The organism is Algoriphagus algorifonticola (assembly GCF_007655305.1).
GTDB lineage: Bacteria > Bacteroidota > Bacteroidia > Cytophagales > Cyclobacteriaceae > Algoriphagus > Algoriphagus algorifonticola.
Window position 1 is genome coordinate 173,194 of sequence record NZ_VLOG01000065.1, and the last position, 20,859, is coordinate 194,052.

The window sequence follows — 20,859 nt, forward strand, 5'->3', positions numbered from 1 at the left end:
AATTATGAAAAAGCTCATCTTAACTTTCGCACTTTCATTTCTGTGGATAAGTCTTAGCATGGCATCTGATCCCGCATTTGAAAAAGCTATGAAAAAACAGATTATTGCCATGGATCAAATAGCAAATGCCGAACAATCCAAAGAAGTAGCAAATGGATTTTTGCGAATTGCAGAAGCTAAAAGTGAGGAATGGCTCCCATTATATTATGCTGGATTAATTCATATTGAGGCAGCATTTCGATTTGAAGTAAACAAAGATCAGTATCTGGACCAGGCTTTGAAATATATCGAACAGGTAGAAAAATTGGCGCCAGCCAACTCTGAATTGACTGCATTGAAAGGATATGCAATCATGGGTAAAATCAGTTTGGATCCTGCTTCTAGAGGTCAAAACTTAAGTCCACAAGCCATGCAATTATTTGGAAAAGCAATCAATCTTGACCGAGAAAATCCAAGAGCACTTTATTTGATGGCTCAAATGGAATATGGAATGGCTCAATTCTTCGGAAGTGGCACAGACAAAGCTTGTGGTATGGTCAGATTGAGTTTGGAACTCTTTGAAAAGGAGGAAAGCATTATCAATGAAGATTATATCCTTCCAAAATGGGGAAAAAGAAGTGCTCAGCAGATGATGAATAATTGTAATTAATTTAATTGTACTCTATTTATAAGGTAGATTTTTGAATCTAATAAGTGAATAATTCAAAAATCTGCCTTTTTAACTATCTTGAACCAATGAGCCGAATGAACAACCCTAATCAATGTGAAAAAGAAACCAGTATCTGGGAAAGCTTTCCGAAATTTATTGGGGTCAATTTGATCATTGCTTCAATTCTCATGGTAATTTTTTGCCCCACTTGTTTCCTGACTTGGGAAGGGATCAAATCACTTTTTCCGGATTTTATAGCAGCATTTCTATTTTCCTCAGTTTTGAGTTTCGGCGGGAATCAGGTTGATTCTTTCTTTGACAAAAGGATGTCTTGGATTCAATATCCAATCAAACGCGTCATTTTTACAATTGCCACTTACATGGCATACTCCTTTGTGGCGAGCTATATCGTGATTGTCATTTATGCCCTGATTTCAAAGCAAATCACTGTGGATAACATTCCATGGGCCGGACTCCTCTCTTATACTACTTCACCAATGATAATTGCATTGGTTTTTATGTCCATTTTTACGACCTGGTCATGGCTTGGAGAATGGAGAAAATCGGCAATTGAAACAGAAAGATTGAAATCCGAAAAATTGGCTTCCCAATATCAAGGACTGAAGGATCAACTCAATCCTCATTTCCTATTTAACTCCTTGAACGTTCTTTCCAACTTGGTCTATGAAGACGCAGATAAATCAGCAGAATTTATTCAAAAGCTTTCCAGGATTTACCGATATGTATTGGAAGTACAAAATGAAGAATTGGTGAGCTTAAAGAAGGAACTGGATTTTGCAAGAAATTATCTGGACTTACAAAAAATAAGATTTGAAGAAAGTCTCCAATTTTCTATCAAAACATTCGATAAAAACAGTCATTGGATACCTCCCTTGTCACTGCAACTTATTTTGGAAAATGCAGTAAAGCATAATATCATCAGCAAAGAGCTTCCTTTATTTATCCACATTGTCCAGAAAGAAAATGAATTGTGGATAAGTAATACTTTTCAGCCTAAAAAAACAAAGGAAGAACCTTCTACAGGAGTTGGTTTGAATAATATCAACCTTCGGTATGAACTCTTGAGTAATCGTAAACCAGAGGTGATTCAAAATGAAGATGAATTCTTGGTAATCCTTCCTCTTTTAAAAATTGAGGCATGAATATCTTAATTATTGAAGATGAAAATCCAGCAGCAAATCGGCTTTTAAAGCTATTGAAACCACATTTCCCAGAAGCTAACTTTCATGGAAACTTAGATAGTATCAAATCTTCGGTGGAATGGCTACAGACTTATCCACATCCTGATTTGATATTTTGTGACATCCAATTGGCAGATGGAATCAGCTTTGAAATCTTTGAAAAAGTTAAGTTATCCACACCCATTATTTTCACCACTGCTTATGACCAGTTTGCCATCAAAGCATTCCAAGTAAATGCAGTGGATTACCTGCTAAAACCCATAGACCCGGGGGATTTAAACAGGGCTGTGGATAAGTTTAAATCTCAGCAAATTAAACCGAGCTTAGATCTGGCCTTAATCAAGGACTTATTAAAGCCGCAAACACAAAACTTCAAGAGTAGATTTTTAGTAAGGTTTGGGGAAAAAATCCAAAGCATTTCTATTGAAGAAGTAGACCTGTTTTTCAGCGAAGAGAAGGTAATTTTTCTTCAGACCAAAAGCGGAAAAAGATATGTGATCGATCAAACACTGGAGCAAACAGAAAGCCAGTTAGATCCGTCCCAATTTTTCAGAATCAATCGAAAATACATCAGTCACATAGCAGCTGTCGAAGAAGTATACAGCTATTCCAATAGCCGTCTGAAGGTAAAACTCAAAAACTGCGAAGTAAGTGATATCATTGTCAGTCGCGAAAAAGTTGGAGAATTTAAACAATGGTTGGATCAATAATTAGTATAATTACTTAATTAATTGATACGGAATGGCAGAATTAGATAGCAACCGCAAACAAGATGACCTGACTTGGCTAGAAAACCTTCAAAGAAATAGTTGGGAGCCAGAGATTATCATCACAGGTTTAATTTTGGCTTTTTTATTCATCTTTCCTGCAAAGATTTATGAATTCGCGGCATATTTAGTCCAAGACATTGGAACCGGGTTTTTACTTAGCACGCTAGTTTTGTTTTATCTAAGTACTGTCATCAGCGTTTTTAAGATATTTTTTATAGTACAATTGTCCCTGAGATTTGTATGGGCCGGGCTTTTAGGGCTCAGTTATGCATTCCCTAAAGGAGTAAATCAGGAAAAACTTTTTAAAACAGCACAGGGCTATTCTTATCAGCATCCCGATGAAATGGTTTTAAGGATGGAAAAAATCTGCTCCATGACATTAGCATATCCTGTTTCCATTTCCATCATGATCTTGATTTTTACCCTTTATCTAGGTAGTCTGATCGCCATCAAGGTTTTTCTCAATCTCCCTTTCATGGCTATCTATGCTTTTTTCATTATCAGTTTAATGGCTTTTGCGATTTTGATGGCGAGTATGAAGAAGAATAAATTTAAAAAATGGTACTCTCAGACTATTCTCAGCTCCGTTGGGGCCACGTATCAATCTAATATTGGAAAGTGGTTTACGATTTGGTATGGACTGGTAGTTATACTACTATCTATTCCTATCATTCTCAATGATGTGAAAGGATTTAATCTTTTTTTTAATGAAATAAGTGTGAGCGAAGCTGATATTGATTGGCCCATTTCTGAATTCTATTTCGAAGATGTGCATCCCGAGGAGAAGCGATATCCCCGAGCCTATGCACAAAGTCAAATTATGGAGGGTTCTTCTTACAAACTGGGAATTCCCTTTTATGTGGATGATGAAAAATCCATTGAATTATTGAATGTAAAATTTCAAAACAAGCTGGACTCTCTTTCTTGGAGAAAAATTGAAGCTATGCCTGACCTATATCAAATCTACATCGATGAAAAACCCTATTATCCAAAAAATTGGCTTCCATTGAAAAGCTCTATTTCCGGGCAGAAGTCATTTGAAACAATTTTATACTTAGACTCTCTGGAATCTGGAATTCATGAATTACGCGTAGAAAAAGTAATGGTATTTCCAGATTTCCTGACCAATCAGTTAAAATTCAGATATTTGGAAAACTGGTCAAATTTTAAATTTCTAAAACCTTAGCTATTCTACAATCATACTATCTGCTTATGATAAAGACCAAGAATTATTCTTCGCTATTAAGCCTTGGGTTAAGTGCTATTCTCATAATTTTCTCGGCTTGCAGCGACAAAAAATCAGAAACTTTAATCACTGAAGATTTTAGAAATCTACTTGTAGATACACTCGTACTTTCTAAAGATCTTAACACAGCAGCTATTTCTCCAAGCTTATCTTATTTTGAAACCGATAGCGGAGCCTTCTTACTCGATTTCCGAAAACTTCATTTAGTAGGATATCAGTATCCAGAAGGGAACAAAGGATTTGAAAAATTTTATCAAAGAGAAGGTCCAGACGGATTGGGAGACACAGATTATAAACACGTATTAACAAGAGATGGAATTTTTGTAGTAGATGCAGACAGGAAAATACATCAAGCGGATTTCCAAGGTAAAGTACTTCAGTCTTGGAACCTGCCTCCCACTCCTGCAAACAGACGTTATTCCAATTATACTGTCATCCCAAATAACCCAATCACCCATCTTGAAAATAAACTTATCATCCCTGACGTGCCCTATGTCATGAATGAAAATCTCATGGACTACGAAGATTGGCTGGTATTATTGGATTTGGCTTCAGGTGATTGGAAATATATTTCTTTTCCATACCCTGAAAAGATGAAAGAATTTTATGAAGACCCAAATTTGGGTCCCTATTCTCATTATTTCAATCCTATAAGTAATCAGGCTATTATCTCTTTCCCTGTCGTAGATAGTTTAATGATTCTGGAAAACAATCAAACCAGATGGATTGATGCATCTCCTCAGGAAAGTTTGATTTTCAAAAAAGGAAAAACTGTTCCATCCGGGGAGTATACTATTTTCCAACCTGATCACAGCTCCGCTAGGTATACTTGGATCACTTTCGACCCTTTTCAAAAGGTATATCTGAGACATGTGATAACCGGATTAAAAGAAAATGAAGATACTTCTACCCAATTTCACATTTCAAAGATGGTGGTCTTAGATGAAGACTTCAACAAATTGGGAGAGATCGAAAATTTACCCAATACCTATCAGGGTTTTGCTACGCCTGATGGTTTTTATTACTATTTGGGTTTTGGAGAAGTAGAGGAAAAAGTTATGTTTGGACGCCTGGACTTTTCTTCATTTGTCAAGCCATAAAAAAAGCGAGACTTACTCAGTCTCGCTTTTTACTTGAAGTTCTATTTCCTCTCCAGATTCATCTAGGAATCTGTATTCCGTCACCGGCAGGGAAGAATCTTTGATCAGTTTAATCCATTTGTAATACTTGAAAAACCACCTTACTCTGCGGCTAATTATGCCGGTAGTAAAGTATGCGTGCAGGTAGGGATGCAGCCCGATTTGGATTTTGTCCACGTTTTGGATAGTGGCAATATGGTCCAAATCTTTTTCTAATTTATCAGCAACCAGGATAGAAGCCTGGATTTTGCCTGTGCCGTTACATGCCGGGCAGGTTTCCTTCGTCACGATATTGACCTCCGGCCGAACACGCTGTCGGGTGATTTGCATGAGTCCAAATTTACTCAGCGGCAAAACAGTATGTTTCGATCTGTCAGATTTCAACTCATCTTTCATCGCTTCGTAAATGGCCTTTTTATTCTCGGCCCTCTTCATGTCAATAAAATCGACAACGATGATTCCTCCCATATCCCGGAGGCGGAGTTGTCTGGCAATTTCTTTTGCAGCTACCAGGTTGGTTTTTAATGCTGTAGATTCCTGGTCACTTTCCTGATTGGACTTGTTCCCGCTGTTGACGTCTATGACGTGCAGGGCTTCCGTATGCTCGATGATCACATATCCTCCCTGGGGGAGGCTGACCGTCTGACCAAACAGGCTTTTGATCTGCTTTTCTATTCCAAAACTTTCAAAGAGCTTGGCTTTACCTGTGTAAAGCTTAACAATTTTTTCTTTTTCAGGGGCTATTGTCCTGATGTAGGATCTGATCTGATCGTAAGTGGATTCTTCTTCTACGGTGATTGCATCGAAGGATTCATTGAGTAGGTCTCTCACTAGTGAGGAAGCCATACTCATCTCTCCTATAATCTTGTCTCGGCTTCTGGCTTTCAGCAATTTCTTCATGCCCTCTTCCCAATTATTGAGAAGATTTCGGAGGTCTTTGTCCAGTTCGGTAACTGACTGACCTTCTGCTACTGTTCGGATGATAACACCGAAGTTAGCTGGCTTGATAGAATTGATGAGTCTCAGAAGTCTTTTACGCTCGTCGCTGCTGCGGATTTTCTTGGATACATTAACTGAATCCGAAAATGGCACCAATACGAGGTATCGACCAGGAAGAGAGAGCTCACAGGATAATCGGGGCCCTTTGGTAGAGATTGGCTCTTTGACGACCTGAACCAAGATTTGGTTATTCTTAGAAAGAATATTTGAAATCTTGCCGATTTTATCGATCTCAGGTTCGTTTTGAAAGCCTTTCAGATTGTAATTGCTATAGTTGTTGTTGCGCACCATTTTGGTGAACTTGCCTAAGCTGTTGAAATTAGGACCTAAGTCCTGGTAGTGCAAAAAGGCATCTTTTTCGTAGCCTACATCAATGAAAGCTGCATTCAGCCCATTGACTATTTTTCGCACTGTCCCCAGGTAGATGTCCCCAACTTTAAACTGATTGTCCACTCCTTCAGAGTGCAACTCAACCAAGCTTTTATCTTGTAAAAGGGCTATTCGACTCCCGTTTTGAGCAGAATCAATTAACAATTCCGTACTCAAAATCTCGTCTTATACTATGTAAATGAACGTGTGTTTTTGTCAAAAAACGGGTATAAGAAGAAGTGTATTACTTCTTCTTATGTCTGTTTTTTCTTAGTCTTTTCTTACGCTTGTGCGTAGCGATCTTATGTCTTTTTCTTTTCTTACCGCAAGGCATAGTCTTATTATTTATAGTGATACATTTAATTACAATCTGTCAAGATAGCTCTGAACACTCTCCAGAATCATAGCATCCTGGGTCATCCCCTTTACTTTCTCAAACTGAGCTTTCGCTTTGTTTTTTTGATCGGCTTCGAAATAGCTGACAGCCAAGTAAAACTGCCCCTGAAGATTATCCGGATGATAACGAATCAATTCTTCAAATCGTTCAGTCGCTTTTTTATATTGACCTGATTGCATAGACAAGATTCCCATATTAAATATGGCATCTTCATTCTGCGGATCTTCTGCCAAAATCTCCCTCAGCATGGCTATACCTTGCATTGGATTGGCTGAAGACACATAAGTCATCGCAATCTTTGATTTCAAATCCATCCGAGTAGGATCATTATCCAATACTCGATTGAGGTAATCTCGGGTTTGCCCGGCAAGATAGGCTACCTTCTCCTGATCCAGCGCAAAGGTGAATGCTTCGAAATAAGCATTACCAGTTTCTTCAGCCAAACTCAAATCGTTTGTCTGATTTGCTGCCAAACTCAAGAAGTAAGCCGCACTGTCGTACTTCCCCTTTTCCTGATATAAAGAAGCTAGCTGTCTCATGTCTTCAGAAATTGTTTCTGAACCGGCGACTGCCTTTGCTTTCAACTGAGCTAATGTAGCTTCTTTTTCAGGAGAAAGCTCATTCTCATGCATGGTATTGGCAGAAGTTGATGGAGAATTTTCAGTTTGGTTTTCACCTACTGTATTCTGCCCCTCATTATCCACTACAATTTTTGGCAGTGCGTATAGAGCCACTACTGACGCAACACCTATGATTATGAGAAAGAGCTGTGATTTTTTCATGTCAAAGTCTCCTTAGACTTAATCCTGAGGAGCTAGTTCCTTGATCTTTTTGCTGTTTTTGATCTTCTCAATAAACACTTTGGAAGGCTTGAATGCCGGGATGTAGTGCTCATCGATTACGATCGCTGTATTTTTGGAGATGTTACGTGCAATTTTCTTAGCTCTCTTCTTGTTGATAAAGCTACCGAAACCTCTTACGTAAATGTTTTCTCCTTCAGACATAGAGTCTTTTACTACCTTGAAGAACGCCTCAATGGTCTGTGTCACATCATCCTTCTGGATTCCGGTTTTGTCCGAAATCTTGGTGATTACTTCTGCTTTTGTCACTGTGATTTTAATTTAGAAATTACGAAATAAGCTTAACGACCTATTAACCAAGTGTTTTTGGGACTGCAAATGTACGAGATGCAATGCAATTAAAAAACAAATCCATAAAAATTCACCAGATTTACACGAAAGATTTTATCCTTACATGAATAGCAAAGCTACTGATAATCAACTATTTTCCTATCAAATATTAAGTTGGTACAGGGCAAATCCAAGGGAACTTCCCTGGAGAGGAATCCAAGATCCATACAAAATTTGGCTCTCAGAAATCATTCTCCAGCAAACCAGAGTTGCCCAAGGAATGCCTTATTATTTCAAATTCACCGAGGCTTATCCTACTGTGAAAGATCTCGCTCTTGCCCCGGAAGAAGAAGTACTTCGCCTTTGGCAAGGTCTGGGATATTACAGCCGAGCCAGAAACCTCCACAGCTGTGCAAAATACGTTTGGCATGAACTAGACGGGAATTTTCCGGAAACCTATAAAGAACTCCTATTATTAAAAGGTGTGGGAAGTTACACTGCTTCTGCGATTGCAAGTTTTGCCTTCGGAGAAGTCAAGGCAGTAGTTGATGGAAATGTATTCAGAGTACTAGCCCGCTACTTTGGAATTGAGACAGATATTGCCAGCGGCAAAGGCAAAAAACAATTTGAAGCCTTAGCTGACCAGCTAATACCGGCTGATCATCCTGGAGAATTCAATCAAGCCATGATGGACTTTGGGGCAAGGCATTGCACCCCTGCCAATCCATCTTGTGACAACTGCCCTTTATCATCCTCCTGTTTTGCTTTGAATAATAAGATGGTCAAGGATCTTCCGGTGAAAATCAATAAGATTAAAATCAAGGAAAGACATCTACACTATTATGTAATCCGATGCGGAGAAAAGTGGGTATGGAAAAAAAGAAGTTCCGGCGATATCTGGGAAGGATTATTTGATTTTCCACATGTGGAGCAAACGAAGGAAAATTCTGAATCTGAATTCAATTTGCCGGAAGCAGCAAAGACTCCAGTCAAGTTTCCAAAAAATTACCGACATATTTTGTCACATCAGAAACTGAATGCTGTTTTCTCGGAGGTAGAATTTCCGGAAGAAAAAATGGCTCATCTCAATGAATGGGCCAAAAACAATGGCTTTTTACTGGTTGAAGAAGAAAAAATCGAATACTTGGCCAAGCCAAAGTTGATTGTGAACTTTTTGAACGATCAGGGCTTTTGATTAACTTCAAAAATTAGATTTAGAATTATAAATAAGAAGCTATGGCAGGAGTAAATAAAGTAATCCTTTTGGGGAATTTAGGAGCAGACCCGGAAGTGAAATATTTAGAAGGAGACAACGTAGTAGCAAATTTGAGATTGGCTACAACTGAATCTTACAAAGACAGAAATGGAAATCGTGTAGATCAGACCGAATGGCACGATTTGGAGCTTTGGGGTGGTCAGGCGAAAATCGCCGAGCAGTACCTGAAAAAAGGAATGCAAATCTACGTGGAAGGAAAGATCAAATCCGATACTTGGCAGGATGATCAAGGCCAAAATAGAAAAAGGACCAAAATCAGAGTTTTAAGTTTTACCATGCTTGGCTCAAAACAAGAAAATCAGGGGCAGGAAAGCGGGGGAATGGGAGCTCCGACAAACCAATCCAAACCTAATCCGGCACCTGCTGCCACAGGAGGAGGAAATCAAGGACCGGATCTGAGTCCGGATACAGAAGATGACGATTTACCGTTTTGATTCAATTCCCCTGAAGTTGATATTCAGGGGAATTGTTTAATTTTGCATCAAACATCTCGTTTAGTACATGGACGACCCTTACCCGAGTTGGTATTTACTTACTCAAATTACTCAGCCCTCCGTAGGGTACCTTTTATTTAACGGTTTACTTTTTATTCTCCTGTTGCTTGGTTCTGCCCTAGTTTCAGGCTCAGAGGTGGCTTTTTTCTCTCTTTCCAATGAGGACTTAGAGTCCATTGCCGATGAAGAGACTAAAAATGGAAAGCATGTTGCCAGGCTCCTTCGTAGCCCCAAACAATTACTCAGTACTATTCTCATTCTGAATAACCTGATCAACATTGCGATAGTAACCTTGACCACTTTCGTTTCATGGAGTATATTTGGAATGAACGCAACAGGCATAGTGGTGATCATGATACAAACTATCGGTGTCACTTTCGCTATCGTGTTTTTTGGGGAAATTGTACCAAAAGTATATGCCAACAAGGCCAAAATTGAATTCAGCCTGATCATGGCCCCGACTATCAATTTTTTCTCAACCATCCTCAAGCCTATCTCCCTCTTTCTAATGGCAATCAGTAACCTAATCGAAAGAAAAATAGAAAAGAAAGGCTATTCACTTTCGGTTGATGAATTAAACCAAGCCTTAGAAATTACAACTGAAGATGCTCCAAATGAAGAAAAGGACATTTTAAGAGGTATTGTAAACTTTGGAACTCTATCCGTAAAGCAGGTGATGAGAAGCCGGATGGAAATAACAGCTGTGGATACCGAGATGGATTTTCATGAATTGATGGATAAAATCAATAAAAGCGGTTATTCCAGAATTCCGGTTTATCATGAAACCATAGACAATATTGAAGGCATCTTATATATCAAGGATCTTCTTCCTTATATAGAGCGGGATGAAAATTTTGCCTGGAAAGAATTAATACGAAAAAGCTTTTTCGTTCCGGAAAATAAAAGAGTGGATACCCTCTTAAAGGATTTCCAGCAAAAAAGAGTCCATATGGCTATCGTGGTAGATGAGTATGGGGGTACCTCAGGCTTGGTAACTTTAGAGGATTTGATAGAGGAAATTATTGGAGAAATCAACGATGAGTTCGATGATAAGGACGATATGTTTTTTCAGGAGATCGATTCCTCCACTTTCATATTTGAAGGAAAAATATCCTTGAATGACTTTTGCAAAAAACTGGATCTTGATTCTCAAATATTTGAAGACGTCAAAGGTGAAAGCGAATCTTTGGGAGGACTTTTGTTAGAATTGAATAATAAGCTTCCTAAAAACGGAACAAAAATCCATTTTGAATATTTTGAATTTACCATCTTGGCAGTAGATGCAAGAAGAATCAAAAAGGTAAAAGTACATCTGAAAGATCAGCATCAAGATGGGTCTCATCCATTCATCGACTGATAAACTCATTTTTAGTTAAATAAGTATTGCAAAATATTATTTGGCTTTCGAAATCGATTGAGTAAAAAAGAGTTGCTATTAGAGAAAAATAAGCTGTAAAATTTTTTATTATTTTTTCCGTAAACCAGATTTCAGGCACTTTGCAGAAAAATCACACAATTGAAGCCAAAATAGGTTAAATTTTTACCCCAATTTTTTAAAAAAACTGTTTTTAAAACGGATATTATTAATTTTTAGGACCTCTTTTTATTTAATAAATAATCAAAAAAAATCTTATTCATCAGAAAATTATCAGTAAAAACTTGGTTTCATTGCCTTTATTTTAACAAAAGGATTTTTTTTCGTATTTTTTGGAAATTTTGAACCTATTAAATCTATTGAAATATATGCAAAAAGGGTTATACCGCTCAGAATTTGAGCATGACTCCTGCGGCATTGGCGCTGTGGTGGACTTGACTGGGAATCCCACTCATGAAACAATCAGTGACGCCTTATATATGCTTAGCAATATGGAGCACCGAGGTGGCCGGGGTTCAGATCCTAAAACCGGAGACGGAGCAGGTGTATTAATTCAGGTTCCTCATGATTTCCTAAAAGATATTACCGCAAGGACAGAAATCAGTCTACCCGAAAAAGGATACTACGGGGTAGGCATGACATTTTTCCCTAGAAATAAGCAACTTTTCAAAAAATCAAAAGAGCTCCTGAATCAGATTATTGAAGATCTGGATTTTGAGCTCATCGGCTATAGACCTGTTCCGGTAGATGAAACAGTTCCAGGATCAGGAGCATTGGAAGTTATGCCCAATATTGAGCAGCTTTTTGTCAAGCACAAAAAAGGGCTCACCGGGATTGCTTTGGAAAGAAAACTGTATGTACTAAGAAACTTTGCTACTTCTGAGGTCAATTCCAAGATCCCTGGTGTCAACCAATCTTTCTATTTTGCCTCCTTCAGTAGCCTGACCTTAATCTACAAAGGTCAGTTGAGAACTGATCAGGTTTTACCCTTTTACAAGGATTTACAAAACGGTAAAATAGAATCTGCTTTTGCAATCGTCCATTCAAGATTTTCCACCAATACATTCCCTAATTGGAGATTGGCTCAACCATTCAGATTCCTTTCTCACAATGGTGAAATAAACACCATCAGAGGAAATTTGAATAAAATGAAATCCAAGGAAACGCTGATGAAAACTCAGTTTTTCTCGGATGAAGAACTGGAAAAACTGATGCCTATCACCAATAAGCTGAACTCAGACTCAGCCAACTTGGATGCCATGGTGGAGCTATTGACATTGAGCGGAAGATCCTTGCCACATGCCATGATGATGCTGGTACCTGAGGCTTGGCAGGATAATGAGGTCATGGACAGAGACCGAAAGGCATTTTATAAATTTCACGCCTCCTTGGTGGAGCCCTGGGATGGTCCTGCAGCCCTTTTGTTTACAGATGGAAAATCAGTAGGCGCCACTTTGGATAGAAATGGTCTGAGACCACTTCGCTATTTCATCACCAAAGACCAACGATTAATCCTTTCCTCAGAAGCCGGAGCTTTGCCAATTCGGGAAGCTACAATTACTGAAAAAGGTAGAATCAGTCCCGGAAGAATGCTTTGGGCCGACTTGGAAAAAGGGAAAGTACTCTTTGATGAGGAAGTCAAGGGAGAAATATGCCGAAAGCAGCCTTATGAACAATGGGTAAATGAACAGCGGATCAAGTTGAGGCTGGAGCCAGACCCGGAAACTTTGAGTCATCCATATTCCACAGAAAATATTAAGAAATGCCAAACGGTTTTTGGCTATACGTCTGAAGAACTGAAAGTGGTCCTAGGACCTATGGGTAAAAGCGGGCAAGAAGCCATCGGTTCCATGGGAGCAGACACGCCGCTTGCTGTCTTATCCAAGCAAAGCCAACATATCGCCAATTATTTCAAACAATTATTTGCGCAGGTAAGTAATCCACCGATTGATCCGATTCGGGAGCGAATGGTGATGTCCCTCTTCACTAGAATTGGTGAAGGACACAATATACTAGAAGAAAGCCCTCAGCATACTCGACAAATCCATATCTCTCAGCCTGTCTTGCTCAACGAGTCTCTGGAAAAAATCCAGAATATGGAAGGCCAAGGCTATAGAGCTAAGAAGTTGTTTGCTCATTTCAATGCAGACCATCAGCCGGGCAGATTACTGGAGGCATTGGATAAGCTGTGTCAGGAAGCAGAGGATGCCATTGCCGAGCGGAAAAATATCCTGATCATTTCAGACAGAAATAGCAATGAAGAATGGGCACCAATTCCATCTTTATTGGCAATAGGTGCTGTGCATCATCACTTGGTTAAAAAGAAGATAAGAACCAAAGCTGGTTTGGTACTGGAATCAGGAGACATACGGGAAACCCATCATTTTGCAACAGCAATTGGTTATGGGGTTTCTGCGATCAATCCATATCTGGCGCTGGAGTCTTTATTGGACATGTTCCAAAAAGGCATGTTCCCGGAAGTAAAAGATCAGAAAACATTATTTTATAACTATCAAAAAGCCATAGGAAAAGGATTATTGAAGGTTCTTTCCAAAATGGGAATTTCTACACTTCAATCTTATCAGGGAGCTCAGATTTTCGAAGCCATTGGATTAGGACCTGAAGTCATAGACAGATGCTTCAAAGGCACCATCTCCAGAATCTCTGGCGTTTCATTTGATGAACTTGCGGAAGAGGTGTTGATCCGTCATAGAGCGGCTTATCATACAGAAAGTCCTGTTTTGGAAACCGGAGGTGTTTACCAATGGAAAAGAAGGGGGGAAAAACACCTTTTCAATCCTGAAACCATCCATTTGCTTCAAAAGTCAACCCGACTCAACGATTACGGACTGTACAAGAAATTTGCTGATAAAATTAACGAGCAATCTAAAGATGCTTTGACCTTGAGAGGATTATTTGAATTCAAAAAGAGAATTTCGGTACCTCTGGAAGAAGTAGAGCCAGCAGAAAGCATCATGAGAAGATTTGCAACAGGAGCTATGTCTTTTGGATCCATTTCTCATGAAGCTCATACTACACTTGCAATAGCCATGAACCGTATCGGAGCTAAAAGCAATTCGGGAGAAGGCGGGGAGGATGAAATCCGTTTTCAGAAAAAAGAAAATGGGGATTGGGAAAGATCTGCGATAAAGCAAGTGGCATCAGGAAGGTTTGGAGTAACCAGTAATTACCTGACCAATGCAGCAGAACTCCAAATTAAAATGGCACAGGGGGCCAAGCCTGGTGAGGGTGGACAATTACCTGGCCACAAGGTAGACGAGTGGATAGGAAAAGTTCGCCATTCTACCCCTGGGGTAGGCCTCATTTCCCCTCCTCCACATCACGATATTTATTCAATTGAAGATTTGGCTCAGTTGATTTATGATTTGAAAAATGCCAATAGAAAGGCTAGAATCAATGTGAAGCTGGTATCCCAAGCCGGAGTTGGAACTGTGGCAGCGGGAGTAGCCAAGGCCATGGCTGATGTGATTTTGATTTCAGGAGCAGATGGAGGTACAGGTGCCTCTCCGCTCTCTTCCATCAGACATGCAGGATTGCCTTGGGAGCTGGGACTGTCAGAAGCGCATCAAACCTTAGTAAAAAATAACCTGAGAAGCAGAGTAGTGCTTCAGACGGATGGACAATTGAGAACCGGAAGAGATTTGGCAATCGCAACACTTTTAGGTGCTGAGGAGTGGGGAATTTCAACCGCCGCCTTAGTAGTAGAAGGCTGTATTATGATGAGAAAATGTCATCTCAACACCTGTCCTGTAGGTATAGCCACCCAAAACCCTGAATTGAGAAAACTCTTTACAGGTGATCCGGATCATGTAGTGAATTATTTCTATTTCTTGGTTCAAGACTTGAGAGAAATCATGGCTTCTTTAGGCTTCAGGACAATAGACGAAATGGTGGGCCAAAGTCATGTATTGCAATCCACCGGTCATTTGAATCATTGGAAATGGGATAAGGTAGACCTTTCACCAATCTTCCATAGAGTGGAAGTGCCGGATCATGTGGGTATCCACAAACAGATCGATCAGGATTGGGATTTGAAGGAAGTATTGGACCGAAAACTTATCAAAGCATCCCTCCCATCTTTGGAACAGGCGATTGCAGTTTCGGGCCACTTTCAAATCAAAAATACAGACCGTGCAGTCGGTGCTATGCTTTCCAATGAGATTTCCAAAATTTATGGAAGCGTGGGATTACCGGATGATACCATTCAATTCAAGTTTACGGGTTCTGCGGGACAGACTTTTGGTGGCTTTTTGACCAAGGGAGTAAGCTTTGAACTAGAAGGAGAAGCCAATGATTACTTCGGAAAAGGACTATCCGGAGGTAGGCTGACAGTTTATCCAAGCCGAAATGCCAAGTTCAAACCTGAGGAAAATATCATCATAGGGAATGTGGCATTTTATGGAGCTACTTCCGGTGAAGCCTATATTAATGGTAAAGGTGGAGAAAGATTCTGTGTGAGAAACTCCGGTGTCAAAACTGTAGTGGAAGGAATCGGAGATCATGGCTGTGAGTATATGACAGGAGGACTGGTCGTCAATCTTGGTGAGATCGGAAGAAATTTCGCTGCCGGTATGAGTGGTGGAATAGCCTATATTTTGCACGATTATATCACAGAAGTCAACCCTGAATTGGTGGATATTGATCCTTTGACAGAAGAGGATTACAACACCATCAAATCCTTTGTGAAAAGGCATGTAAAGCTGACCAATAGTGCTTTGGGAAGTCAATACCTGGAGGATTGGGAGAAATCCAAACTCAAATTCATCAAGGTGATTCCTAGAGATTACAAGGCAGTTTTGGAGAAAAGAGCATTAGAACAATCAAAATCATTGGTGTAAGATGGGAGCGAAAGAAGGATTTATACAATTTAAGAGAGAAACCCCTGTTAGTCGGGACCCACAGGAAAGAGTGGGAGACTATCAGGAGATATATGAGCCGTTTTCTGACGAAAAATTAAATCATCAGGCAGCGAGGTGCATGGATTGTGGGATACCATTTTGTCACAATGGCTGTCCATTGGGAAATGTAATCCCTGAGTTCAATGATGCAGTTTATGAAAAGGACTGGGCTCAGGCGATCAGTATTTTGAAGAGCACCAACAACTTTCCGGAATTTACAGGTAGGATTTGCCCTGCTCCCTGTGAGGCAAGCTGTGTATTGGGTATCAACAAAGATCCTGTTGCCATTGAACTCATTGAGAAGAGTATCGCTGAAAAAGCCTATGAATTAGGACTAATTCAGGCTAACCCTCCCAAAAAGAGAACCAACAAGCACGTGGCTGTCATTGGCTCTGGCCCTGCTGGATTAGCAGCTGCAGATCAGCTGAATCAAGCAGGTCATGAGGTAACTGTTTTTGAAAAAGACGCGAAACCCGGAGGTTTATTGAGATATGGTATTCCAGATTTCAAATTGGAAAAATGGGTGATAGACAGAAGAATTGACTTGATGAAGCAAGAGGGAGTCATTTTCTCTTGCGGCACCGAGGTAGGTTTCAATATCAAAGCAGAAAATATCCTTAGAAATTTCGATGCGGTAGTGTTATCTACCGGAGCGGCTCAACCCAGAGCATTGAATATTAAAGGTTCTGATCTCAAAGGAGTCCACTTTGCCATGGATTTCTTAGGAAAACAGAATCAGGTTGTAGGTGGAGAAATAGAGGAAAATCCTATTTCTGCAAAAGGAAAACATGTGATCGTGATTGGAGGAGGAGATACCGGTAGTGATTGTATCGGAACCTCCAACAGACATGGCGCTGCCTCAATCACACAATTGGAGCTCTTACCCAAGCCTCCTAAACAGAGAACAATTTTGAATCCTTGGCCTGAATGGCCTATGACGCTGAAAACATCCAGTTCTCATGAAGAGGGTGCCGAAAGAGTATTTTCTATTTTGACCAAGGAATTTATAGGCAATGAAGCCGGGGAAGTTACCGGTCTAAAACTGGTAGATCTGGAATGGATGGAAAAAGATGGCCGGATGAATTTTGAAGAAGTAGAAGGCACGGAGCGAATTGTGCCCTGTGATCTTGCCTTTATTGCTATTGGTTATACAGGACCTGCCCAAAATGGCTTATTGGAAGCATTTGGGGTAGATAGTATGGAAAACACACTGCCCAAATCCAAAAACTATCAAAGCACCAATGCTAAAGTATTTCTTTCGGGAGATATGCGAAGGGGTCAGTCTTTGGTTGTATGGGCTATTTCTGAAGGAAGAGAAGCTGCTGTCAAGGTTGATGAGTTTTTGATGGGAGCTTCTTCCCTTCCTCAGAAAGATGAGTCTTTCTTCCAGGTTGAAGAATCATTGGAAGGAACAGAATAATTGTTTTTAATAACCTTAATGAAAAACACCACCCGATCGGGTGGTGTTTTTTTTGCCATGAAGTGTGCTTTCACAAGCTATGGCTTTGAGCTTGTGTTTTTACCTTAGATTTAATTGCCTCCACCTCTTCTTTTTCTGAAATCGTCTCTATCCATAATTTCTCCATGAGGTCTCATTCTTACAGGTCTTTCAGATTTGATTTCCACCCATTTTTGACGCTGCTCTTCGGTTAAGACTTCGTTTAATCGCTCTTCGTGTTTTTGAGCTTCTTCCTTACGGGCATCTGCCTCAGCTTTACGGGCCTGTCTTTCTTCCTCTCTTTTTTGAGCTAAATCCAGATGAATTGCATAAACCTTTTCTTGTTGCTCCTTAGTCAAATTCAACTGCTTGGTCATACGTTCGGTCATCATCTTTGCCATCTCCTCAGGGTTAGGCCTAGTATTACCGCGCTGTCCTTGGGCCATCACTCCAAAAGAAATCAAGGCCATTAATCCAAAACTTAAAATCCATTTTTTCATATGATTATAATTTGCTTTTTAAAGGTCATATGGAATCCCTGCCTGCGGCAGGCAGGTCGCATATTTTCCCCGATACATCGGGGCATCCCAGTGTGTTTCGGCTCCGACATGCTCGATTTCATATTCTTCATTATTTGATTTTGGATATTAGACTGTATTTGATGGATTGAGTTTAATACCGATTTGTTAATGAATCTAAATTCTACTTTTCCTCAATCAACTCTCTTCTCTCCGAGGCTCTAACATATTTTGGCTTGATCAATAACCGAAGACTCGGGTCAAAGGAAAGGTAATTCCAAGACCAGTCCAGAAAAATCAATAGCTTATTTTTCACTCCCAAAATGGCCATTAGATGTACAAATAGCCATGTCAGCCAAGCAAACAATCCTTGGAACTTAATAAAAGGCAAATCCACTACCGCCAACTTCCTTCCGACTGTAGCCATTGAGCCCAAGTCTTTGTATTTGAAAGGTTCCCCCTCTTTCCCTTCCTCATAGTTAACCAAATTCTTTGCTAAAGCACTAGCTTGCTGCAATGCTACCTGAGCTACTTGAGGATGCCCTCTTGGATAATCATCAGTTTCCATCAGACAGATATCTCCCAAAGCATAAACACCTTCTAGCCCATTAACTTGATTGAATTTATCTACTAGAATTCTTCCATTTTTGGCAAAAAGCTCATCCTGCAAACCCTTAATCCTGTTAGGTTTAATTCCGGCTGCCCATAAGAGAGTTTGAGTTTCTATTTTATTGCCGTTTTCCAGGAAGACCTGTTGTCCATCATAATCCTGAACTTTAGTCTCCAACTTGACTTCCACCCCCAATTTTTTCAAATATTCCAGCGCATGCTCTTTGGCTTCATCCGACATGGAAGCTAAGAGGGAAGAACCAGCCTCAATCAACACCACCTGCATATTTTTGAAGCTTAATTCAGGATAGTCTTTGGGAAGCACATTATTCCTTAGCTCAGCCATAGCACCGGCAAGCTCCACACCTGTAGGCCCTCCGCCTACAATTACCACGTTCATCAGTGCTCTTCTGTTTTCTTGCTTTTCTATGTTGATTGCTTTCTCATAGTTAGAAATAATCTTATTCCTGATGTATAGAGCCTCTGAAACAGTCTTCATGGGAGAAGCAAAAAACTCTATGTTTTTGGCTCCAAAATAATTGGTATCTGCCCCCATGGCTAACACCAAATAATCGTAGTCCAAATATCCCGAATCCGTGAACAAGCGCTTTTGATCCGTGTCCAAAGACTCAACTTCAGCCATTCGGAAGATTACATTTTTTGAATGATGAAATATTTTCCTGAGCGGAAAGCTAATTGCACTGGGCTCTAAACCTGCTGTGGCAACCTGATAAAAAAGTGGCTGAAATTGGTGGTAATTATTTTTATCCAAAAGGACAACCTGTAGCTTTTTCTTATTTAGGTTCCTGGCAAGTTTGAGCCCGGCAAATCCGGCGCCAATGATCACTACCTTGGGAAATGGAGATTTTGGAATATTGGGAAGGGGAGAGTGAAAGCGTTCTGTCATATACTAAAGTTTTTTAACCCGAATTATGCATTAGAGTAATTAAAGGGGTTGTTCAGAGTTGAGATTTGGGAGAAAATTCCGTCCATCCACCGCCTTCGTTTAGTGGGCAAAGAGATCTTGAGGACCTTTTTGTTAGCGTGAGAAGCTGTCCATGCTCCTAATGCAAAGCAATAGGATCTGAGGGTTCCCAAGGTTGCCCGATTATGATGATTGAGAGCAAAATGACGGAATAGACTCATTAGGTTGTAGGCAACCATGATGAATCTGAAGGAGGCTTCGGTTGCCCAGAAGTCCTGTAGGCAGAAGTTTTCCAGACCAAAGTCATACTTGAGTTCCTTGATTCTGTTTTCACAGTCTGCTCTGTTGTTGTACATGTTCCATATTTGATCCAGAGGAAGATCCATGTTGGTCACATAGCAGCTGTAGCGATAGCCTGGCTCATCCTCAAAGAGCATCTTGCCTGAGGCATTTGGCCTGATGTCGATTTGCTTTTTGACCAGGATATACCTTCTGGGTTTTCCGTTTTCGTGGCTAAACTTCATTTCGCTTAGTTCAATCCCTTTAGCCAATCTGATCCAGTCTTTGATGGCCCAGACTTCGCTTTTCACGTTGGGATACATTCTCACGGCCATGATGTAGTTCAGCTGTTGCTCTTCCAGATACGACATCAGTTCTTCGGTGTAAAATCCGCTGTCTGCCCGCACCAGACCTATTTTCTGGTCTTTGAGTACCTGATTGAAAGTCTCCTCCATGAACTCCTTGCAGCTGCTGCTGGCAGCGGTATCTCCCGGACGCAGCCAAGCATTGGCTACCATACGCGTCTGTTCCACAAAAGCCATCAGCGGATGATGAGAATTCCGGCCCCGTTTGTTGGGATTGTATCCTTTGGCACTGCCCTGCTGATCCCCATAGCGAGTGATGACAGTACTGTCAAAATCTACGGTGAGGCTTCCGATATTTAGCTGGTCAAAAAACCAATGCTGCAGTTCAGGAAAAATCTCTGTGTTCAGTGACTGGGAAAACTTGCCAAAAAAACGACTGTAGGTACTCTGAGAAGGCATGGTGTCCCAGCCGAATATAGAGTGGAGAACCTGATCATATCGTAGCCAATCACAATGAATGTAGCGGCTTGCCCCCGTCCAGATGCCCAGCCAGAAGCTCTCCACGATCTGCTTGGGATCATATCCCCGGTTAGATCCCGGTTGGGGAAGGTTAAGCGTTTCCAACTTTTCCCGGATCCTTACCTGATCAATAAATCGTTTCATTAAACTCATCCCTCCAAATGGGGTAACTGGCTTGGAGGAATATTCAATTGGAAGGTTAACCATTTTGGTGCTACTATTCATACTTCAAAAACAGCTTGTCCAACAAAATTTAACCACTTTTGGACTCAAATCGAAATCCTATTGCATAATCAAGGTT

At 40.3% G+C, this 20,859-nt stretch carries 16 protein-coding genes; 10 read left to right on the forward strand and 6 right to left on the reverse strand.

Translation table 11 applies throughout. The annotated features are described in order from the left end of the window. The first annotated feature begins 4 nt into the window (after positions 1 to 4). The 5 genes from FL972_RS18675 to FL972_RS18695 all read left to right on the forward strand — a co-directional run bounded on the left by FL972_RS18675 (position 5) and on the right by FL972_RS18695 (position 4,967). Positions 5 to 649 (forward strand): tetratricopeptide repeat protein, encoded by a 645-nt coding sequence (locus tag FL972_RS18675; protein ID WP_144607499.1) that lies wholly within the window; start codon positions 5 to 7, stop codon positions 647 to 649. A gap of 95 nt (positions 650 to 744) precedes the next feature. Next, a complete protein-coding gene (locus tag FL972_RS18680; RefSeq protein ID WP_144607500.1) occupies positions 745 to 1,812 on the forward strand; it encodes a sensor histidine kinase in 1,068 nt (355 codons plus the stop codon). Beyond that, complete coding sequence (locus FL972_RS18685) at positions 1,809 to 2,561, forward strand: LytR/AlgR family response regulator transcription factor (protein WP_144607501.1); 753 nt, start codon at positions 1,809 to 1,811, stop codon at positions 2,559 to 2,561. Before FL972_RS18680 ends, FL972_RS18685 begins: the two co-directional genes overlap by 4 nt. A 31-nt stretch (positions 2,562 to 2,592) precedes the next feature. Then, positions 2,593 to 3,807, forward strand: a complete 1,215-nt coding sequence (locus tag FL972_RS18690; RefSeq protein WP_144607502.1) for a hypothetical protein — start codon at positions 2,593 to 2,595, stop codon at positions 3,805 to 3,807. A gap of 26 nt (positions 3,808 to 3,833) precedes the next feature. Beyond that, on the forward strand, positions 3,834 to 4,967 hold the full coding sequence (locus FL972_RS18695; RefSeq protein ID WP_144607503.1) for a DUF4221 family protein: 1,134 nt from the start codon (positions 3,834 to 3,836) through the stop codon (positions 4,965 to 4,967). 12 nt (positions 4,968 to 4,979) lie between these two features. On the opposite strand, the gene FL972_RS18700 is transcribed toward FL972_RS18695, so the two are convergent. From FL972_RS18700 to FL972_RS18710, 3 genes are all read right to left on the reverse strand, one after another. Beyond that, positions 4,980 to 6,551, reverse strand: a complete 1,572-nt coding sequence (locus FL972_RS18700) for an Rne/Rng family ribonuclease (RefSeq protein ID WP_144607504.1) — start codon at positions 6,549 to 6,551, stop codon at positions 4,980 to 4,982. Positions 6,552 to 6,737: 186 nt separating this feature from the next. Continuing rightward, positions 6,738 to 7,553, reverse strand: a complete 816-nt coding sequence (locus tag FL972_RS18705) for a tetratricopeptide repeat protein (protein ID WP_144607505.1) — start codon at positions 7,551 to 7,553, stop codon at positions 6,738 to 6,740. Between the two features lie 18 nt (positions 7,554 to 7,571). Beyond that, the gene (locus tag FL972_RS18710) at positions 7,572 to 7,880 is read right to left on the reverse strand and encodes an HU family DNA-binding protein (protein WP_091651807.1); all 309 of its coding nucleotides are present in this window, start codon (positions 7,878 to 7,880) and stop codon (positions 7,572 to 7,574) included. A gap of 145 nt (positions 7,881 to 8,025) precedes the next feature. Between FL972_RS18710 and mutY the strand changes: the two genes are divergently transcribed. The 5 genes from mutY (at position 8,026) to FL972_RS18735 (ending at position 17,385) form a co-directional block, all read left to right on the forward strand. Next, positions 8,026 to 9,096, forward strand: coding sequence for an A/G-specific adenine glycosylase (mutY, locus tag FL972_RS18715; RefSeq protein ID WP_144607506.1), 1,071 nt, complete (start codon positions 8,026 to 8,028; stop codon positions 9,094 to 9,096). 41 nt (positions 9,097 to 9,137) lie between these two features. Then, on the forward strand, positions 9,138 to 9,611 hold the full coding sequence (locus FL972_RS18720) for a single-stranded DNA-binding protein (protein WP_144607507.1): 474 nt from the start codon (positions 9,138 to 9,140) through the stop codon (positions 9,609 to 9,611). Between the two features lie 67 nt (positions 9,612 to 9,678). After that, positions 9,679 to 11,028: a gliding motility-associated protein GldE gene (gene gldE, locus FL972_RS18725; protein ID WP_144607508.1), complete on the forward strand. Its 1,350-nt coding sequence runs from the start codon at positions 9,679 to 9,681 to the stop codon at positions 11,026 to 11,028. Positions 11,029 to 11,414: 386 nt separating this feature from the next. Beyond that, complete coding sequence (gene gltB / locus FL972_RS18730; protein WP_144607509.1) at positions 11,415 to 15,905, forward strand: glutamate synthase large subunit; 4,491 nt, start codon at positions 11,415 to 11,417, stop codon at positions 15,903 to 15,905. Between the two features lies 1 nt (position 15,906). Continuing rightward, the gene (locus FL972_RS18735) at positions 15,907 to 17,385 is read left to right on the forward strand and encodes a glutamate synthase subunit beta (RefSeq protein WP_144607510.1); all 1,479 of its coding nucleotides are present in this window, start codon (positions 15,907 to 15,909) and stop codon (positions 17,383 to 17,385) included. Positions 17,386 to 17,495: 110 nt separating this feature from the next. Here the strand turns inward: FL972_RS18735 and FL972_RS18740 are convergent, their stop codons facing one another. The 3 genes from FL972_RS18740 to FL972_RS18750 form a co-directional block, all read right to left on the reverse strand. Next, complete coding sequence (locus FL972_RS18740; RefSeq protein ID WP_144607511.1) at positions 17,496 to 17,903, reverse strand: DUF4890 domain-containing protein; 408 nt, start codon at positions 17,901 to 17,903, stop codon at positions 17,496 to 17,498. Between the two features lie 202 nt (positions 17,904 to 18,105). Beyond that, complete coding sequence (locus FL972_RS18745; RefSeq protein WP_144607512.1) at positions 18,106 to 19,437, reverse strand: NAD(P)/FAD-dependent oxidoreductase; 1,332 nt, start codon at positions 19,435 to 19,437, stop codon at positions 18,106 to 18,108. A gap of 23 nt (positions 19,438 to 19,460) precedes the next feature. After that, entirely contained in the window at positions 19,461 to 20,783 is a 1,323-nt protein-coding gene (locus FL972_RS18750) for an IS1380 family transposase (protein WP_144603723.1), read from the reverse strand. Positions 20,784 to 20,859 lie beyond the last annotated feature (76 nt).

Excerpts from the sequence above, each read along its gene's own strand:
- FL972_RS18675 (WP_144607499.1), top strand. The coding sequence starts at position 5 with ATGAAAAAGCTCATCTTAACTTTCGCACTTTCATTTCTGTGGATAAGT.
- FL972_RS18680 (WP_144607500.1), top strand. The coding sequence starts at position 745 with ATGAACAACCCTAATCAATGTGAAAAAGAAACCAGTATCTGGGAAAGC.
- FL972_RS18685 (WP_144607501.1), top strand. The coding sequence starts at position 1,809 with ATGAATATCTTAATTATTGAAGATGAAAATCCAGCAGCAAATCGGCTT.
- FL972_RS18690 (WP_144607502.1), top strand. The coding sequence starts at position 2,593 with ATGGCAGAATTAGATAGCAACCGCAAACAAGATGACCTGACTTGGCTA.
- FL972_RS18695 (WP_144607503.1), top strand. The coding sequence starts at position 3,834 with ATGATAAAGACCAAGAATTATTCTTCGCTATTAAGCCTTGGGTTAAGT.
- FL972_RS18705 (WP_144607505.1), bottom strand. The coding sequence starts at position 7,553 with ATGAAAAAATCACAGCTCTTTCTCATAATCATAGGTGTTGCGTCAGTA.
- mutY (WP_144607506.1), top strand. The coding sequence starts at position 8,026 with ATGAATAGCAAAGCTACTGATAATCAACTATTTTCCTATCAAATATTA.
- FL972_RS18720 (WP_144607507.1), top strand. The coding sequence starts at position 9,138 with ATGGCAGGAGTAAATAAAGTAATCCTTTTGGGGAATTTAGGAGCAGAC.
- gldE (WP_144607508.1), top strand. The coding sequence starts at position 9,679 with ATGGACGACCCTTACCCGAGTTGGTATTTACTTACTCAAATTACTCAG.
- gltB (WP_144607509.1), top strand. The coding sequence starts at position 11,415 with ATGCAAAAAGGGTTATACCGCTCAGAATTTGAGCATGACTCCTGCGGC.
- FL972_RS18735 (WP_144607510.1), top strand. The coding sequence starts at position 15,907 with ATGGGAGCGAAAGAAGGATTTATACAATTTAAGAGAGAAACCCCTGTT.
- FL972_RS18740 (WP_144607511.1), bottom strand. The coding sequence starts at position 17,903 with ATGAAAAAATGGATTTTAAGTTTTGGATTAATGGCCTTGATTTCTTTT.
- FL972_RS18745 (WP_144607512.1), bottom strand. The coding sequence starts at position 19,437 with ATGACAGAACGCTTTCACTCTCCCCTTCCCAATATTCCAAAATCTCCA.
- FL972_RS18750 (WP_144603723.1), bottom strand. The coding sequence starts at position 20,783 with ATGAATAGTAGCACCAAAATGGTTAACCTTCCAATTGAATATTCCTCC.